The 15,550-nt window shown below is 71.5% G+C and carries 17 protein-coding genes; 9 read left to right on the forward strand and 8 right to left on the reverse strand.

Annotation, left to right across the window (positions count from 1 at the left end; genetic code table 11):
• Positions 1-210: 210 nt before the first annotated feature.
• From acs to AWQ70_RS05030, 5 genes are all read left to right on the forward strand, one after another.
• The gene (acs, locus tag AWQ70_RS05010; protein WP_067171043.1) at positions 211-2,214 is read left to right on the forward strand and encodes an acetate--CoA ligase; all 2,004 of its coding nucleotides are present in this window, start codon (positions 211-213) and stop codon (positions 2,212-2,214) included.
• A 154-nt stretch (positions 2,215-2,368) separates the two neighbouring features.
• Complete coding sequence (gene nhaA / locus AWQ70_RS05015; RefSeq protein ID WP_067171047.1) at positions 2,369-3,568, forward strand: Na+/H+ antiporter NhaA; 1,200 nt, start codon at positions 2,369-2,371, stop codon at positions 3,566-3,568.
• Positions 3,569-3,593: 25 nt separating this feature from the next.
• The gene (locus AWQ70_RS05020) at positions 3,594-4,109 is read left to right on the forward strand and encodes a phage holin family protein (protein WP_067171051.1); all 516 of its coding nucleotides are present in this window, start codon (positions 3,594-3,596) and stop codon (positions 4,107-4,109) included.
• Positions 4,099-5,019 carry an alpha/beta fold hydrolase gene (locus AWQ70_RS05025; protein WP_067171055.1) on the forward strand — a complete coding sequence of 307 codons (921 nt, stop codon included), beginning with the start codon at positions 4,099-4,101 and terminating at the stop codon, positions 5,017-5,019. The genes AWQ70_RS05020 and AWQ70_RS05025 overlap by 11 nt, the downstream gene beginning before the upstream one ends.
• Before the next feature lie 67 nt (positions 5,020-5,086).
• A complete protein-coding gene (locus tag AWQ70_RS05030; protein ID WP_067171059.1) occupies positions 5,087-5,599 on the forward strand; it encodes a DUF309 domain-containing protein in 513 nt (170 codons plus the stop codon).
• A gap of 22 nt (positions 5,600-5,621) precedes the next feature.
• On the opposite strand, the gene AWQ70_RS05035 is transcribed toward AWQ70_RS05030, so the two are convergent.
• Positions 5,622-6,806 (reverse strand): MarP family serine protease, encoded by a 1,185-nt coding sequence (locus AWQ70_RS05035; protein WP_067171062.1) that lies wholly within the window; start codon positions 6,804-6,806, stop codon positions 5,622-5,624.
• Between the two features lie 71 nt (positions 6,807-6,877).
• On the opposite strand from AWQ70_RS05035, the gene AWQ70_RS05040 reads away from it, so the two are divergent.
• Positions 6,878-7,429, forward strand: a complete 552-nt coding sequence (locus AWQ70_RS05040; protein ID WP_067171066.1) for a HEAT repeat domain-containing protein — start codon at positions 6,878-6,880, stop codon at positions 7,427-7,429.
• A gap of 10 nt (positions 7,430-7,439) precedes the next feature.
• Here the strand turns inward: AWQ70_RS05040 and AWQ70_RS05045 are convergent, their stop codons facing one another.
• On the reverse strand, positions 7,440-8,132 hold the full coding sequence (locus AWQ70_RS05045) for an NUDIX hydrolase (RefSeq protein ID WP_067171438.1): 693 nt from the start codon (positions 8,130-8,132) through the stop codon (positions 7,440-7,442).
• Positions 8,133-8,223: 91 nt separating this feature from the next.
• Positions 8,224-8,943 (reverse strand): endonuclease III, encoded by a 720-nt coding sequence (gene nth / locus AWQ70_RS05050; protein ID WP_067171069.1) that lies wholly within the window; start codon positions 8,941-8,943, stop codon positions 8,224-8,226.
• An 82-nt stretch (positions 8,944-9,025) separates the two neighbouring features.
• Here nth and AWQ70_RS05055 point away from each other — a divergent pair, with 82 nt between their 5' ends.
• A complete protein-coding gene (locus tag AWQ70_RS05055) occupies positions 9,026-9,706 on the forward strand; it encodes a Crp/Fnr family transcriptional regulator (protein WP_067171073.1) in 681 nt (226 codons plus the stop codon).
• Here AWQ70_RS05055 and AWQ70_RS05060 read toward each other — a convergent pair.
• From AWQ70_RS05060 to AWQ70_RS05075, 5 genes are all read right to left on the reverse strand, one after another.
• Positions 9,703-10,512, reverse strand: coding sequence for an MBL fold metallo-hydrolase (locus AWQ70_RS05060; RefSeq protein WP_067171076.1), 810 nt, complete (start codon positions 10,510-10,512; stop codon positions 9,703-9,705). The two genes, AWQ70_RS05055 and AWQ70_RS05060, sit on opposite strands and share 4 nt — an antisense overlap.
• Entirely contained in the window at positions 10,509-11,357 is an 849-nt protein-coding gene (locus AWQ70_RS05065; protein ID WP_067171079.1) for an NUDIX hydrolase, read from the reverse strand. Before AWQ70_RS05065 ends, AWQ70_RS05060 begins: the two co-directional genes overlap by 4 nt.
• Before the next feature lie 137 nt (positions 11,358-11,494).
• A complete protein-coding gene (locus AWQ70_RS05070; protein ID WP_067171082.1) occupies positions 11,495-11,956 on the reverse strand; it encodes a RidA family protein in 462 nt (153 codons plus the stop codon).
• Positions 11,956-12,108, reverse strand: a complete 153-nt coding sequence (gene sp36, locus AWQ70_RS38585; RefSeq protein ID WP_157529890.1) for a Sp36 family protein — start codon at positions 12,106-12,108, stop codon at positions 11,956-11,958. Before sp36 ends, AWQ70_RS05070 begins: the two co-directional genes overlap by 1 nt.
• 56 nt (positions 12,109-12,164) lie before the next feature.
• Positions 12,165-13,109: a slipin family protein gene (locus AWQ70_RS05075; RefSeq protein WP_067171085.1), complete on the reverse strand. Its 945-nt coding sequence runs from the start codon at positions 13,107-13,109 to the stop codon at positions 12,165-12,167.
• A gap of 221 nt (positions 13,110-13,330) precedes the next feature.
• On the opposite strand from AWQ70_RS05075, the gene bagA reads away from it, so the two are divergent.
• Entirely contained in the window at positions 13,331-14,335 is a 1,005-nt protein-coding gene (gene bagA / locus AWQ70_RS05080; protein ID WP_067171088.1) for an ATPase BagA, read from the forward strand.
• 61 nt (positions 14,336-14,396) lie between these two features.
• Entirely contained in the window at positions 14,397-15,548 is a 1,152-nt protein-coding gene (gene bagB / locus AWQ70_RS05085) for an ATPase BagB (RefSeq protein WP_067171091.1), read from the forward strand.
• The last annotated feature ends 2 nt before the right edge of the window (positions 15,549-15,550 follow it).

Genomic DNA, 15,550 nt, shown 5'->3' on the forward strand with positions numbered 1-15,550 from the left:
ACCATACCGGCGGGTAAACGTCATTCAGCGAGGAGGTCCCGCCGTTGACCGCAGAATCCGGCACCCCCTATCGCATTCCACTCTGTTTCATCAGGTATCCAGATATCAGGTGAATTGCCCTCTTCGGCGACCCGACGCCCCATCGGTACAGACCTGTCTAGACCTCTTGTCGTGGGCGCTTCAGGACTGGTGAAGTGGGACGCGACAATCATGACCCGCCACGCGAAGGAGTACGTTGTGACCTCCGAAACCCCTGGTCACGAGACTCAGGAGACGCTGTCGAACCTGCTGAGCGAGAACCGCCGGTTCGCACCACCGGCCGACCTCGCGGCGTCCGCGAACGTCACCGCGGCCGCCTACGACGAGGCGGCGGAGGACCGGCTGGGCTTCTGGGAGCGCGCCGCCGAGCGGCTGACCTGGGCTGAGCGGTGGACCACCACGCTCGAATGGAACCCTCCCTTCGCCAAGTGGTTCGTGGGCGGCAAGCTCAACGTGGCGTACAACTGCGTCGACCGCCACGTCGAGGCGGGCCGCGGCGACAAGGTCGCCTACCACTGGGAGGGCGAGCCGGAGGGCGACAGCCGCACCATCACGTACGCGGACCTCCAGCGCGAGGTCTCCAAGGCGGCGAACGCGCTCGAGGAACTCGGCGTGCGCAAGGGCGACCGGGTCGCGATCTACATGCCGATGATCCCCGAGCTGCCGATCTCGCTGCTCGCCTGCGCGCGCATCGGCGCGATCCACTCGGTGGTCTTCGGCGGCTTCTCGGCGAGCGCGCTGAAGAGCCGCATCGACGACGCGGACGCGAAGGTCGTCATCACCGCCGACGGCGGCTACCGCCGCGGCGCGCCGAGCGCGCTCAAGCCCACGGTGGACGAGGCGGTCCGCGAGTGCCCGAGCGTCGAGCGTGTCGTGGTCGTCCGCAGGACCGGCCAGGATGTCGCGACCACGGACAAGGACGTGTGGTGGCACGACCTGGTCGACCGGCAGTCCGACCAGCACACCCCCCTGCCGCACGACGCCGAGGACCCGCTGTACATCCTGTACACGAGCGGCACCACCGGTAAGCCCAAGGGCATCCTGCACACCACCGGCGGCTACCTCACCCAGACCGCGTGGACCCACCACGCCGTGTTCGACCTCAAGCCGGAGACCGACGTCTACTGGTGCACCGCCGACATCGGCTGGGTCACCGGTCACTCCTACATCGTGTACGGCCCGCTGGCCAACGGCGCGACGAGCGTCCTCTACGAGGGCACGCCGGACACCCCGCACCGCGGCCGCTTCTGGGAGGTCGTCCAGAAGTACGGCGTGACGATCCTCTACACGGCTCCGACGGCGATCCGGACGTTCATGAAGTGGGGCGACGACATCCCCGCCAAGTTCGACATGTCGTCGCTGCGCGTCCTCGGCTCGGTCGGCGAGCCGATCAACCCCGAGGCGTACGTCTGGTACCGCGAGCACATCGGCGGCGGCCGCTGCCCGGTGGTGGACACCTGGTGGCAGACCGAGACGGGCGCCATCATGATCAGCCCGCTCCCGGGCGTGACCTCGGCCAAGCCCGGCGCGGCCATGCGGCCGCTGCCCGGTGTCGTGGCCGACGTCGTCGACGACCAGGCGAACTCCGTCCCCAACGGGGGCGGCGGTTTCCTCGTGGTCCGCGAGCCGTGGCCGTCGATGCTCCGCACGATCTGGGGCGACGACCAGCGCTACATCGACACCTACTGGTCGCGCTTCGAGGGCATGTACTTCGCCGGTGACGGCGCCAAGCGCGACGACGACGGCGACGTCTGGCTCCTCGGCCGGGTGGACGACGTCATGCTCGTCTCCGGGCACAACATCTCGACCACCGAGGTGGAAAGCGCGCTGGTCAGCCACCCGAAGGTCGCGGAGGCGGCCGTCGTGGGCGCGACCGACCCGCTCACCGGCCAGGCGATCGTGTCGTTCGTCATCCTGCGCGGCGACGCGGAGGAGGGCGACGACATCGCGACCGAGCTGCGCACCCACGTGGCCAAGACGCTCGGCCCGATCGCCAAGCCGCGGCAGATCCTCATCGTGCCCGAGCTGCCCAAGACCCGCTCCGGCAAGATCATGCGCCGGCTGCTCCGCGACGTCGCGGAGAACCGCTCCCTCGGCGACGTCACGACGCTGACCGACAGCTCCGTGATGAATCTCATCTCCGAGAAGCTTCCGAGCGCCAAGAGCGAGGACTGACCCGGTTTTTCCGACGGGCGCGGGTGTTCCCGGCGAACACCCGCGCCCGTTCACGTGCCAGGACATAGGTAGCCTTGGCGGGAGGTGTGCCGGGAAGTCTGGTCGGCCGTCGGGGGAGTCACCCGGCGACGTTCCGGCCCACCGAGGGGGATCATTGCGTCGCGCTGCCGAAATCTGGCCTGTCCGGCCGACGGTCAGGTACGCCCGCCAACTGGCGGAGGCGCTCAGGACGGAGACGATCGGCGGTGTGATCATGCTGGCCGCCACCGTCGCCGCGCTTGTCTGGGCCAACTCCCCGTGGTCGGACTCCTACCAGGCGCTGAGGGAGCTCGTTCCCGGTCCCCTCGGCCTCTCGCTCTACCAGTGGGCCGCCGACGGCCTGCTCGCGGTCTTCTTCTTCGTCGCCGGTCTCGAGGTGAAGGAGGAGTTCGTCCACGGCGAGCTGTCCAACCTCCGGGACGCCGCCCTGCCGATCATCGCGGCCGTCGCCGGCATGATCGTGCCCGCGCTCCTCTACCTCGCGGTGAGCTGGGGCGTGGACGGCGCCGCGAGGGGCTGGGCGATCCCGACCGCGACCGACATCGCGTTCGCTCTGGCCGTCCTCGCCGTGACCGCCTCCGCGATGCCCGACGCGCTGCGCGCGTTCCTGCTCACCCTCGCCGTGGTGGACGACCTGGGCGCGATCAGCGTCATCGCCGTCTTCTACAGCGACCAGGTGCATCTCGCGCCGCTGCTCGGCGCCGTGGCCGTCCTCGCCCTGTACGGACTCCTCCAGTGGAAGCGGGTGCGCGGCCCTCTGCTCTACGTCGCGCTCGGCGTGGCCGCCTGGGTGCTGGTTCACGAGAGCGGCGTGCACGCGACGGTCGCCGGGGTGATCTGCGGCCTGCTCACCCGCGTACACGCCTCCGAGGACGAGGACGGCTCGCCGGCCGAGCGCGCCGACCACTTCGTCCGGCCGATCTCGGCCGGTTTCGCGGTTCCCGTGTTCGCCTTCTTCGCCGCCGGGGTCCGGCTCGACCCCCAGTCGCTGGGCGCGGTCCTCACCGAGAGGATCACGCTCGCCGTCATCATCGGGCTGGTCGTGGGCAAGTTCCTCGGTGTGTTCGGCGGGGCCTGGTTGTCGGTCCGGCTGGGCTTGGCGAGGATCAGCGAGGACCTGTACTGGCGCGACCTGGCGGCCGTGTCCGTACTCGCCGGGATCGGTTTCACGGTCGCGCTGCTCATCGGCGACCGCGCCTATCCCGGAATGGAGAGGATCACCACGGCGGTGCTGGTCGCGAGTTTCGTCGCGTCGGCGCTGGCCGCGATCCTCCTGCACGTCCGTGTACGCAGGCGGGCACGGAATGATGTTTGATGGTTCGCAGAATAGGAGAACGCTGATGCCCGAGGACGAATCGCTCGGCGCGCTCGTCGCCCAGGCGAGCACGCACATCTCGACACTCGTCCGCTCGGAGATCGAGCTGGCGAAGGCCGAACTGAAGTTCGACGCCAAGCGCGCCGGGACCGCCGCGGGGCTGTTCGGCGCGGCCGCCTTCATGGGCCACCTGTGCCTGATCCTCGCCTCCTTCACGATCGCGTACGCGCTGGTGGCGGCGGGGCTGGCCCAGTGGCTCGCGTTCCTCATCGTCACGGTGTTCTACCTCGTGGTGGCGGGCGGGCTGGTCTTCGTCGGCTATCGCCGGCTGAAGGGCCTGACCCGCATGCGGCGCACGACCCGCACCATCAGGAGCCTCAAGGGCGGCGGCGAGGGCGGCGAGACGGCCGAGGCCGGCGCGGAGACTTTCAGCCTGTTCCCGGAGACGGCCCCGCCGCGCAAGCCGTACACCGGGCCGACGGCCGGGCAGATCGGCGCGCACCGGGAGACGGTGAGCGGGTCGTCGGGCCATGGCGGCTGACGAGTCCCTGGTCCAGATCGACGGGCCGTGGACGCATCGCACGGTGCACGCGGGGGGCACCCGGTTCCACGTCGTGGAGGCGGGTGACGGCCCGCTGGTGCTGCTGCTGCACGGGTTCCCGCAGTTCTGGTGGACGTGGCGGCACCAGCTCGCGTCGCTGCCCGCGGCCGGCTACCGCGCGGTCGCCGTGGACCTGCGCGGCTACGGCGCGAGTGACAAGCCGCCGCGCGGCTACGACCTGCCGACCCTGGCCATGGACGCCGCCGGGCTGATCCGCGCGCTGGGCGAGGCCGGCGCGACCGTCGTCGGCCACGACTGGGGCGGCCTGGTGGCCTGGACCATGGCGGCGTTCGACCCCAAGGTGGTGCGCCGGCTGGTCCCGGTCGCGGCGCCGCATCCGCTGCGGCTGCGGGCGTCCCTGGTCACCGACCCGCTGGGGCAACTCAGGGCGAGCGGGTACAGCCTCGGCTTCCAGTTGCCCGCGCTTCCCGAGCGGCGGCTCACCGCCCACGGCGGCGCGCTCGTCGGGCGGCTGCTCGACGAGTGGTCGGGGCCGGGCTGGCCGTCCGAGGAGGTCGCCCTGGCCTACCGGGACGCGTTCCGCATCCCCGGCGTCGCGCACTGCGCGCTCGAATATCACCGCTGGTTCGGCCGTTCCCAGCTCCGGCCGGACGGCCTGCGCTACGCGCGCCAGATGCGCGCCGAGGTCGAGGCGCCGACGCTCCAGCTCCACGGCTCGCTCGACTCCTGCATCCTGCCGCGTACGGCCCAGGGGTCCAGCCGGTTCGTGGCCGCGCCGTACCGGTGGCGGATGCTCGAAGGCGCCGGGCACTTCCCGCACGAGGAGCGCCCCGAAGAATTCGACGCCGAGCTGATCGCCTGGCTGGCCGACCCCGAGCCGGACCACTAGCCGGACCGCCGGCCGCCCTCGGCGGCCACCCGGCCGCTCCCGGACACAAGAGCGCTCTGGAGGGATCATGCGCGACCGTGACGACGCGGGCCGTCCCCGCAACGCCCGCCCCCGGGACGAGTACGGCAGGCCGCTGCCCCGGGGCGCCCAGGGCGTGCCCCGCGTCCCCGACGACTACGCGCCGAGCGCCGAGGAGGCGCTGGCCGACGCCGCGCGGCTGCTCGCCGCCGGACGCCCGTTCCACGCGCACGAGGTCCTCGAAGCCCGCTGGAAGACCGGTCCGGGCGGCGAGCGGGAGCTCTGGCAGGGGCTGGCCCAGATCTGCGTCGGCCTCACCCACCTTCAGCGCGGCAACCTCTCCGGAGCCGCCGCCCTGCTCTCCCGCGGGTCCGCCCGCGCCGCCGCCCACGGCCGGTCTCTGCCGCCGGGCGCCGTGCCGTACGGGCTGGATCTGGACGGGGTGGCCGGGGCCGCCGAGGCGATCGTCGCCGGGCTGGCGACCGGGGCGGCGGAACCCGGCGCGGCGATCGAGGAGATCCGGCGCGGCCTGGTCCGCGAGGCCCCACGGCCGGGAGCCTGAGCCTCCGGCCCGCCCCCGAGGTTCAGTCGCACTCCTGGGTGTTGGCGGGGGCCAGGGCGGCGCTGGCGTCGTCGGCGTCGGGACGGACCTCGTCCGCCGTCAGGGCGTACCCCGTCTCCGCCTGGTCGGTCGCGGCGGCGAAGATGACGCCGTAGACGCGGCCCTCGGGGCTGAGCAGCGGGCCTCCGGAGTTGCCCGGCTGCACGACGCCGCGGATCGCGTAGACCTCGCGCTCGACCTTGTGCCGGTTGTAGATGTCGTACGACTCGGCGGGCTGCTTGATCCGGATGCGGGCGGCGAGCGGCGTGAACCCGTGTCCCTTGGGGTATCCCGCGATGATCGCGTTGTCGCGGCTCCTGGCCGTGTAGTCGAAGCGCAGCGGCGTCACGTTCAGCCCGGGAACGTAGAGGACGGCGATGTCCCGGTCGGGGTTGTACAGAACCACCCGGGCGCTGTGCTGGGCCCCGCCCGAGTCGGTGACCCGCAACTCCTGGCTGACCCCGGCGACGACGTGGGCGTTGGTCATGATGCGGTTGCGCGCGTAGACGAAGCCGGTGCCCTCGATGCGCTTGCGGCAGCTCGGCGCGGTCCCCTGGATCTTCACGATCGCCCGCCGCGCCCGGGTCAGCCCGGGGCTGCCCCTCAGCACGCCCTCGTCCGGCGGTGGCACGTTCTGCCCGCCGATGGACGTGATCACCTCGGGCCACTCCGAGGAGTCGACGAAGTCGCGGAACGGCTTCTGCAGGGCGCGCACGCCGTTCGGGATGGCCTCGTCCACCGCCTGCCAGACGACCGAGCCGTTGATCTGCTCCTTGGGCAGCGGGAAGCCCATGGAGACGATCAGCGAGCCGAGCAGCCAGGCGATGAGCAGCACCGAGAGCCCGCTGGCCAGCGAGCCTCCGAAGGCGTCCACCACGCGGGCGGGCTCCCAGGTGACGTGGCTGCGCACCACCGCGCCGACGGTGGACGACGCGAACTGGCCGATGGTCGCCGCGAGGAAGACGATCACGATGGCGAGCAGCGCGCGCTCGGTGTCGCCGCTCACGATCGCCCCCGCGATCGGGGGCGCGATGAACATCCCGAGGACGGCGCCGCCGATGAAGCCGACGAAGCTGAACGCCCCGATGATGAAGCCCTGCCGGTATCCGGATACGGCGAAGGCCACCACCAAGCCGATCAGGATGAGGTCGAGGAGATCACCGCGCACAGATTCAACGGTATCCAGCCACGCCCGTCATCGTGCACACCTTCCTCGACGCCGCTCGATATCGTGACGTCATGGGGGGACCGGTCGAGGAACTGATCCAGATCGCATTGGCCGACGGCGACCCGGACGGCACGGTGCGCTGGCAGGCGATAGCCGTGCTCCAGGAGCGCGGAGACCTGGAGACCTTCACTCTGGCGAGACGCCTGTGCGCCGCGAACACCACCGCGGAGCGCGTCCTCGGGGTGGACATTCTGGGCGAGCTCGGCCGGGACAGGCCGTTCGCTGACAAGACGCTCCCGATCCTGCGTTATCTCGCGGCCAGCGAGCAGGATCCGCGCGTGCTGTACTCGGTGCTGATCGCCTTCGGCCACCTGCGTGACGCGCGGGCGCTGCCCTCGGTGATCGAGCTGGCCTCGCATCCCGAGCATTCCGTCCGGTACGGCGCGGCGTACGCGCTGCCGAACGTGATGGGAATCCCGCCCGACCCGGCCGGGGTCGCCGCGCTGCGCCTGCTGGCAGGCGATCCGGACGACGACGTCGCCGACTGGGCGACGCTCGGGATCAGCCTCGTCGGCGACCACCGCGCCTCCCCTTCCCGGGACGCGGAGCCCGACCAGCGGTGACCACCCCGTTCTAGCCCCGGGCGGCGAGCCTCAGGACGTCGGGCGGCAGGTCCTCGACGCGCGACAGGTCCCAGGGCCGCGCGAAGCCGGACATGGCGAGCACCCGATCCAGGACGCCCGCGGTGAAGCCCCAGACCAGCAGGCCGCGCACCCGGAACGCGGGCGCGCCCGCCGGCTCGCCCGCGTACGTGCGGGACGGATCCTCCTCCGGCATGGCCCGGGCTCCCGGGTAGCGCAGCAGCAGCCGGTTCGCGGGATCGACCAGCTCGGCGATCGGGATGCGCTCCACGGACTCGACCTCGTCCGGCGAGGCCGCGTGGACCGCGGACGGCGTGCGCCACCACCCCAGGACGGGGGTCACCCGGTTGTCGCTGCGCCACACGTAGAGCTCGGGCATCGTGCCCACGACCTCCACCCCGCCCGGATCGAGGCCGGTCTCCTCCTGGGCCTCCCGCAGGGCCGCCCCCACCGGGCCGTCGTCGCCGGGGTCCACGCCGCCGCCGGGGAAGGCCGGCTGGCCGGCGTGCCGGCGGCCGTTGGAGCTGCGCTGGATGAGCAGGACGTCCGGCCCCGACGGCCCCTGGCCGAAGAGCAGGAGCACCGCGGCCCGCCTGCCCGCTCCGTCGCCCGGGGGCCGCAGCACCTCGGGAACCGGGTTCCGTACGGCTTCCGCCGCCAGGTCCGTCAGCCAGCCGGGAACCAATGTCTCCTCCGAATGCAGGTCGAGCCGCGCGAGCCGTACAACCGCGGGAAGGCGGGGGAACTTCCCGCCGGTCACCGCCCGGGCCGGCGGCTCAGGAAAACGGGCCTTCCTTCACGAGCTTGGCCGCCTCGGCGGCGTCGGTGGGGCCCGTGCCGTACGAGGGGCACAGGGCGGCCACCGAGCAGGCGCCGCAGGCGGGCCGGCGGGCGTGGCAGACGCGGCGGCCGTGCCAGATCAGGCGGTGCGAGAGCATCGTCCACTGGGACTTGGGGATCAGGTCGCCGACCTCGTGTTCGATCTTGACGGGGTCGGTGGACGTGGTCCAGCCGAAGCGCCTGGTCAGCCGCCCGAAGTGGGTGTCCACGGTGATGCCCGGGACATCGAACGCGTTGCCCAGCACCACGTTGGCGGTCTTGCGCCCGACGCCGGGGAGGGCGACGAGCTCCTTGAGCGTGCCGGGCACCTCTCCGTGGTGGCGGTCGCAGACCGCCTGGGCCATGCCGATGATGCTGTTGGCCTTGGCGCGGAAGAACCCGGTGGACCTGATGATCTCTTCGATCTGCGTCCGGTCGGCGGCGGCGTAGTCGGCAGGTGTCCGATACTTCGCGAAAAGCACCGGAGTAACCATATTTACCCTTTTGTCCGTACACTGCGCCGAGAGGATCGTGGCGACCAGCAGTTCAAGGGGGTTGGCGAAGTCGAGTTCGCAATGAGCGTCAGGATAGGTTTCCGCCAGGATTCTGTTGATCCGCCGCGCGCGGCGAACGAGAGCGAGCCGGGACTCCCCAGCCGTCTGGACTTTGCGGGGCACCCCCTAAGAGTACGCGGACGGTGTAGGTCACAATGGCTTGCACGGCGCCAACGACCGAGCGCGACCATTGCAAGGAGGCACCGTGAGCACCGAAGACGTACTGAGCAAGGCGCCGCTGTTCTCCGCGCTCGACCGTGAGGGCGCCGCCGCACTGCGGACCAGCGTCACCGAGGTCGAGTTGTCCAAGGGACAGATTCTGTTCAGTGAGAACCAGACCGGCGACCGGCTCTACGTGGTGCTGGAAGGGAAGATCAAACTCGCCCGCACCGCGCCCGACGGCAGGGAGAACCTGCTCAGCGTGCTGGGCCCGGGCGAGATGTTCGGGGAGCTCTCCCTGTTCGACCCCCGCCCGCGTACGGCGTCCGCCATCGCCCTGACCGATGTGCGGCTGGCCGGTCTCGGCCACGACGACCTGCGGCCCTGGCTGACCGGCCGGCCCGAGGTGGCCCTGCACCTGCTGCGCGCCCTCGCCCAGCGGCTGCGCCGTACCAACGACGTGCTGGCCGACCTGGTCTTCACGGACGTGCCTGGGCGGGTGGCCAAGCAGCTTCTCGACCTCGCCGACCGTTTCGGCCGCAAGACCGAGGACGGGCTCCGGGTCCACCACGACCTCACCCAGGAGGAGCTGGCCCAGCTCGTCGGCGCCTCCCGCGAGACGGTCAACAAGGCGCTGGCCGACTTCGCCCAGCGCGGCTGGCTGCGCATCGAGGCCAAGGCCGTGGTCATCCTGGACATGGAGCGGCTCTACAACCGCTCCCGCTAGAGCGACTTGAGGTAATCGAGCTGGGCCGCCACCGACATCTCGGCGGCGGGCCACAGCGCGCGGTCCACGTCCGCGTAGACGATCTCGACGATCTGCCGGGCGTCCCCGGCCCCGTCGCGGATGGCCTGGCGGATCTGGTCCAGACGCCGCCGCCGGTGGGCGATGTACCCGTCCAGGACGCCGACGGGATCGGCCAGGACCGGTCCGTGACCGGGCAGCAGCGCCTCCGCGGCGAGGATCTCGGCCCCGGCCCGCAGGCGGTCCAGGCTCCGCAGGTAGTCGGCCAGGTGGCCGTCCGGCGCGATCACCGTCGTGCCCCGGCCCAGGATCGTGTCACCGGTCAGCATCGCCCGGTCCTCCGGCAGCCAGAAGCAGAGCGAGTCGGAGGAGTGCCCCGGGGTGCCGACCACCCTGACCTCCAGGCCGTCCAGGTCGATGACGTCGCCGTCGCCGAGCCCCTCGTCGCCCAGCCGGTGACGCGGATCGAGCGCCCGGACCGGCGCGCCCACCATCTCGGCGAACTTCCGCGCGCCCCCGCTGTGGTCGTCGTGGCCGTGGGTGAGCAGCACGGCCGCGACCCGGCGTCCGGCCAGATGATCGGCCACCCGCCGCAGGTGCGCGTCGTGGTCCGGCCCCGGGTCCACCACGATCACGGTCTCCGCCCGCCCGACGACCCAGGTGTTCGTGCCGTCCAGCGTCATCGGCGAGGGGTTCGGGGCCAGCAGGGCGGTGGCGTGCGCGGTGCCGGACCCGTCGATGCCCGAGACGCCGGAGGTGTCCTCGACCGGGATCGGAATGCCGCTCATCTCTCCCCGCTTCCGTCGCCGCGCGCCGCCATGCCGGCGGGATCGGGGACGATCAGCACCATCTCGCCGTCCACCTCGGCCGCCGACGGCTGGACCGTGCTGAACACGCGCTCCGCGCACAGCACGTCGTCGATCGTCTCGAAACCGGACAGGTCGGTCAATGTGCTGAATGTCGGTGGCATGAGGAAGATCTCACCGGCCGTGGCCCGGGCGAGAGCGGCGGCGGGCGGCATCCAGACGACCATGTCCGCCTCGCCCCCGACGTCGCGCGTACGCTGGCCCGGCGGGAGCGCGGCCACGAAGAACCGGGTGTCGAACCGCTTGGTCTCGATGTCGGGCGTGATCCAGTGCGCCCACGGACGCAGGAGGTCGGAGCGCAGCACGAGGCCGCGGCGGTCGAGGAACTCCGCGAACGCGAGCTCGCGGGCGATCAGCGCGAGGCGGTCGGCCTCCCAGTCGTCGCCGGTGGTGTCCGCCACGACCGTGGTCGCGCTCGGCCCGGCCAGCAGCACCCCGGACTCCTCGAAGGTCTCCCGTACGGCGGCGCACACCAGCCCGCGCGCGGTCCGCTCGTCGGTGCCGAATGCCTCGCCCCACTCGCGCGGCGACGGGCCCGTCCAGGCGACCGCGTGATCGGTGTCCCGGGGGTCCACCGACCCTCCCGGGAAGACGTAGGCGCCCGCGGCGAACGCCATCGTCGCCTTCCTGCGCAGGAGGTAGACCTCCAGCGGATCGTCACGGAGGACCACCACGGTGGCCGCGTCCCTCGCCGGCACGACCGGGACGCGCCCCGCGAGGACGTCCCGCGCCCGTCGCCCGATCTCTCCTGGAAGCGGGATCGCCATACACCCTCCACGCGGTAGCGCCTCTGTGCCACCCCATCATGACGTGTACGGAAACGCCGGGTACATCCGGCGGGGGGCGCGGGGGCACCCGGGAACGGACACCCCGCGCGCGATCTCGCACCGCGTACGAGGAGAGGTCAGCGGACCTCGGCGATCAGCTCGACCTCGACCGGAGCGTCCATCGGGAGGACCGCCACGCCGACGGCGCTGCGCGCGTGCTTCCCGGCGTCTCCGAGGATCTCGCCGAGCAGCTCGCTGGCGCCGTTGGCCACCTGCGGCTGGCCGGTGAACCCGGGGGCGCTCGCCACGAAGGCGACGACCTTCACGATCCTGACGACGTTCGACAGGTCGCCGACGACGGACTTCACCGCAGCCAGCGCGTTCAGCGCGCAGATCCGCGCCTGGGCGGCGGCCTCCTCGGCGGAGACCTCGGCGCCGACCTTCCCGGTGACGGCGAGCTTGCCGCCGACCATGGGGAGCTGGCCGGAGGTGTACACGTAGTCACCCGTGCGTACGGCGGGCACGTAGGCGGCGAGCGGCGCCACCACCTCGGGCAGGGTCAGCCCGAGGTCGGCGATGCGCTTTTCGGGGCTGGTCATCACTTCTCCCGCTTCATGTAGGCGACAAGCTGCTCGGGGTTCGGCCCCGGGATGACGGAGACCAGCTCCCAGCCGTCCTCGCCCCAGTTGTCCAGAATCTGTTTCGTCGCGTGCGTCAGCAACGGCACCGTGACGTATTCCCACTTGGTCATGGGGCCAGGTTAGCGATGGATCCCCCGGCACGCCCCGGGGGCCGATCGTCCAACCGTCAGGGGGTGTCGCGGTTCCAGACGGGGTTCTGGACGGTCGGAGCGCGGTCCGCCCCGTCCGCCGTACCGGGAAGGCCGGAAAGCCCGGGAACGGAGGCCTGGGGCTCGATGGCGGGCAGTTCCTCGATGGCCTCGTCCACCGGCTCGGGCTCCTCGGGCGCGGCCGGGGCCTTGGCCGCCTCGGGGGCCATCCGGTCGAAGAAGCGCAACATCTCCACGGGCAGCGGCATGACGAGGGTGCTGTTCTTCTCCGCGGCGACCTCCACGACGGTCTGCAGCAGGCGGAGTTGCAGCGCGGCGGGGTCGGACGACATCTCCTTCGCCGCGGCGGCCAGCCGCTTGGACGCCTGGAACTCGCCGTCGGCGGTGATGATGCGGGCCCGGCGCTCACGCTCGGCCTCGGCCTGGCGGGACATCGACCGCTTCATGCCCTCGGGAAGCGCCACGTCCTTGATCTCGACCCGCTCGATCCTGATGCCCCACGGGCCCTCGGTCGGCTCGTCGATCACGGCCTTGAGCCGGGCGTTCAACGCGTCGCGGTCGGAGAGGAGCTGGTCCAGCTCCGACTGGCCGATCACCGAGCGCAGCGAGGTCTGGGCGACCTGCGAGACCGCGAAGAGGTAGTTCTGCACGTTGACGACGGCCTTGATCGGGTCGATGACCCGGAAGTACACGACGGCGTCGACCCGGACCGACACGTTGTCACGGGTGATCCCCTCCTGCGCGGGGATGCCCATCGTGACGATCTGCATGTTGACCTTCTGCATCCGGTCGATCACGGGGACGACCAGATGGACTCCCGGCCCACGCACGTTCGACTGGATGCGCCCGAGACGGAAGACGATGCCGGTCTCGAACTGCTGGACGACCCGGACGCTGCGTGCCAGCACGATCAGCACGAAGATCGCCAATAACAGGACAAGCGCGAACACGACCGACTCCACGCCCGCTCCCCCTTTCACTCCATTGTGTAAAAAGCGGTGACGTCAGCCCCCAACCCAATCGACGCGCAAGCCGTACCGCAAGGGTTCACAACGGACGGCCTCCGCGAAATCGACATGTGACCTTTGGGTAGCCTTCAAACCGTGAGCGAGCGGAGCGAGCGAACGACCCGGCGCCACGGCGTCGCCTACGCCGTTTCCGCGCCGTCCGGCGAGGAGGAGCCGTGAGCTCTCGGGACACCGATTGGGACGGCGTGCGCCTGCACGTCGTCACCGGAAAGGGCGGCACGGGCAAGACCACCGTGGCCGCCGCCCTGGCCCTGGCCCTCGCGGCCGGCGGCCGCAAGGTGCTGCTCGTCGAGGTCGAGGGCAGGCAGGGCATCGCCCAGGTCTTCGACCTGCCGCCGCTGCCGTACGAGGAGCGGAAGATCGCCGTCGCGCCCGGCGGCGGCGACGTGTACGCCCTGGCGATCGACCCCGAAGAGGCCATGCTCGAATACCTCGAGATGTTCTACGGCCTCAAGCGGATGGGCAAGGCGCTCACCCGGATGGGGGTCGTCGACTTCGCGACCACCATCGCCCCGGGCCTGCGCGACGTCCTCGTCACCGGCAAGACCAGCGAGGCCGTACGCCGCCGCGACAGATCCGGACGGCGTGTCTACGACGCGATCGTGATGGACGCGCCGCCGACCGGGCGGATCACCCGGTTCCTCAACGTCACCCAGGAGGTCGCCGGGCTGGCCCGCGTCGGCCCCGTCAAGAACCACGCCGACCTGGTGCGCGGCGTCGTCGCCTCGCCCGAGACGGCGGTGCACTTCGTCACGCTCCTTGAGGAGATGCCGGTCCAGGAGACGTTGGACGGCGTCGCCGAACTGCACGCCGCCGGGCTGCCGGTCGGCGGCGTCTTCATCAACATGGTCCGCCCCGTCGGCCTGCCCAAGCCCGTGCTCGACGCGGCGGTCAAGAACCGGTTCGACCACGCCGAGCTGGCGCTGGGGCTGAAGGCCGCCGGTCTCGCCGGCGGGCCCGCCGACGCGTCGGCGATCGCCCAGGCCCTCGCCGAGGAGGTCCTCGACCACGCCCACCGGACCCGGCTGGAGAAGCGGGAACGGGCGTCCCTGGCCAAGGCGGGCACGCCCCGCTACGAGCTGCCGCTGCTCGCCGACGGCGCCGACCTTGCCGGGCTGTACGAGCTCGCGGAGTCCATCCGGGCGCAGGGCGCCGCATGACCCCTCTCCTGCGGCGCGGCCGGCTCCGATCCGATGCGTCCCGACGTGGAAAGGCTGAGCTGTGACCAAGACGGCGCCCGTTCTGGACATCGACGCGATCCTCGACGACGAGAACACCCGCATCGTCGTCTGCTGCGGCTCGGGCGGCGTCGGCAAGACCACAACGGCGGCGGCCCTCGGGCTGCGCGCGGCCGAGCGGGGGCGCTCGGTGGTCGTGCTGACCGTGGACCCGGCGAAGCGGCTGGCCCAGTCCATGGGGCTGACCGAGCTGGACAACGTGCCCCGCCGCGTGAAGGGCGTCGGCTCCCCCGACGGCTCGGGGAACGGCTCCCGGGGCGAGCTGCACGCCATGATGCTCGACATGAAGCGGACCTTCGACGAGATCATCGAAGCGCACGCCGACCCCGAGCGCGCCCGCCAGATCCTGACGAACCCCTTCTACCAGTCGCTGTCGTCGAGCTTCTCCGGCACCCAGGAGTACATGGCGATGGAGAAGCTGGGCCAGCTCCGCCGGTCCGGCGACTGGGACCTGATCATCGTCGACACGCCGCCGTCCCGATCCGCGCTCGACTTCCTCGACGCGCCGGAACGGCTCGGCCGCTTCCTCGACGGACGGCTCATCCGCGTCCTCATGGCCCCGGCCAAGGCCGGAGGCAGGAGCGCGTTCAAGCTGCTCAACGCCGGTTTCGGCATCGTCGCCGGCGCGCTGACCAAGGTGCTCGGCGCCCAGGTGCTCAAGGACATCCAGATGTTCGTCTCGGCGCTCGACGCCGTCTTCGGCGGTTTCCGCCAGCGCGCCGAGCAGACGTACAAGCTGCTGCAGGCGCCCGGGACGGCGTTCGTGGTCGTCGCCACGCCGGAACGCGACGCGATCCGCGAGGCGTCGTACTTCGTGGAACGGCTGGCAGAGGAGCGCATGCCCCTGGCCGGTCTCGTGATCAACCGCCTGCACCGTTCGCCGGCGTCCGCACTGTCCGCCGCCCGGAGCACCGCGGCGGCGGAGGACCTGGAGGCCCGTGGCGAGCACGAGCTGGCCGCCGCCGTCCTGCGGCTGCACGCGGGCCGGATGCAGTTGGCCGCCCGCGAGCAGCGTGAGCAGGAACACTTCATGTCGGCGCACCCGACCGTGCCGATCGCCCACGTCCCGGCGATGGCCGAGGACGTGCACGATCTGGACGGGCTGCGCGAGATCGGAGGACTCCTCGCCACGTGACG

The sequence above is a fragment of the Microtetraspora niveoalba genome (assembly GCF_001570405.1).
GTDB classification, from domain to species: Bacteria; Actinomycetota; Actinomycetes; order Streptosporangiales; family Streptosporangiaceae; genus Microtetraspora; species Microtetraspora niveoalba.

What these genes read in the sequence shown, in the direction of transcription:
- acs (WP_067171043.1), top strand. Translation starts at nt 211, where the DNA reads ATGACCCGCCACGCGAAGGAGTACGTTGTGACCTCCGAAACCCCTGGT.
- AWQ70_RS05020 (WP_067171051.1), top strand. Translation starts at nt 3,594, where the DNA reads ATGCCCGAGGACGAATCGCTCGGCGCGCTCGTCGCCCAGGCGAGCACG.
- AWQ70_RS05025 (WP_067171055.1), top strand. Translation starts at nt 4,099, where the DNA reads ATGGCGGCTGACGAGTCCCTGGTCCAGATCGACGGGCCGTGGACGCAT.
- AWQ70_RS05030 (WP_067171059.1), top strand. Translation starts at nt 5,087, where the DNA reads ATGCGCGACCGTGACGACGCGGGCCGTCCCCGCAACGCCCGCCCCCGG.
- AWQ70_RS05040 (WP_067171066.1), top strand. Translation starts at nt 6,878, where the DNA reads ATGGGGGGACCGGTCGAGGAACTGATCCAGATCGCATTGGCCGACGGC.
- AWQ70_RS05060 (WP_067171076.1), bottom strand. Translation starts at nt 10,512, where the DNA reads ATGAGCGGCATTCCGATCCCGGTCGAGGACACCTCCGGCGTCTCGGGC.
- AWQ70_RS05065 (WP_067171079.1), bottom strand. Translation starts at nt 11,357, where the DNA reads ATGGCGATCCCGCTTCCAGGAGAGATCGGGCGACGGGCGCGGGACGTC.
- AWQ70_RS05070 (WP_067171082.1), bottom strand. Translation starts at nt 11,956, where the DNA reads ATGACCAGCCCCGAAAAGCGCATCGCCGACCTCGGGCTGACCCTGCCC.
- sp36 (WP_157529890.1), bottom strand. Translation starts at nt 12,108, where the DNA reads ATGACCAAGTGGGAATACGTCACGGTGCCGTTGCTGACGCACGCGACG.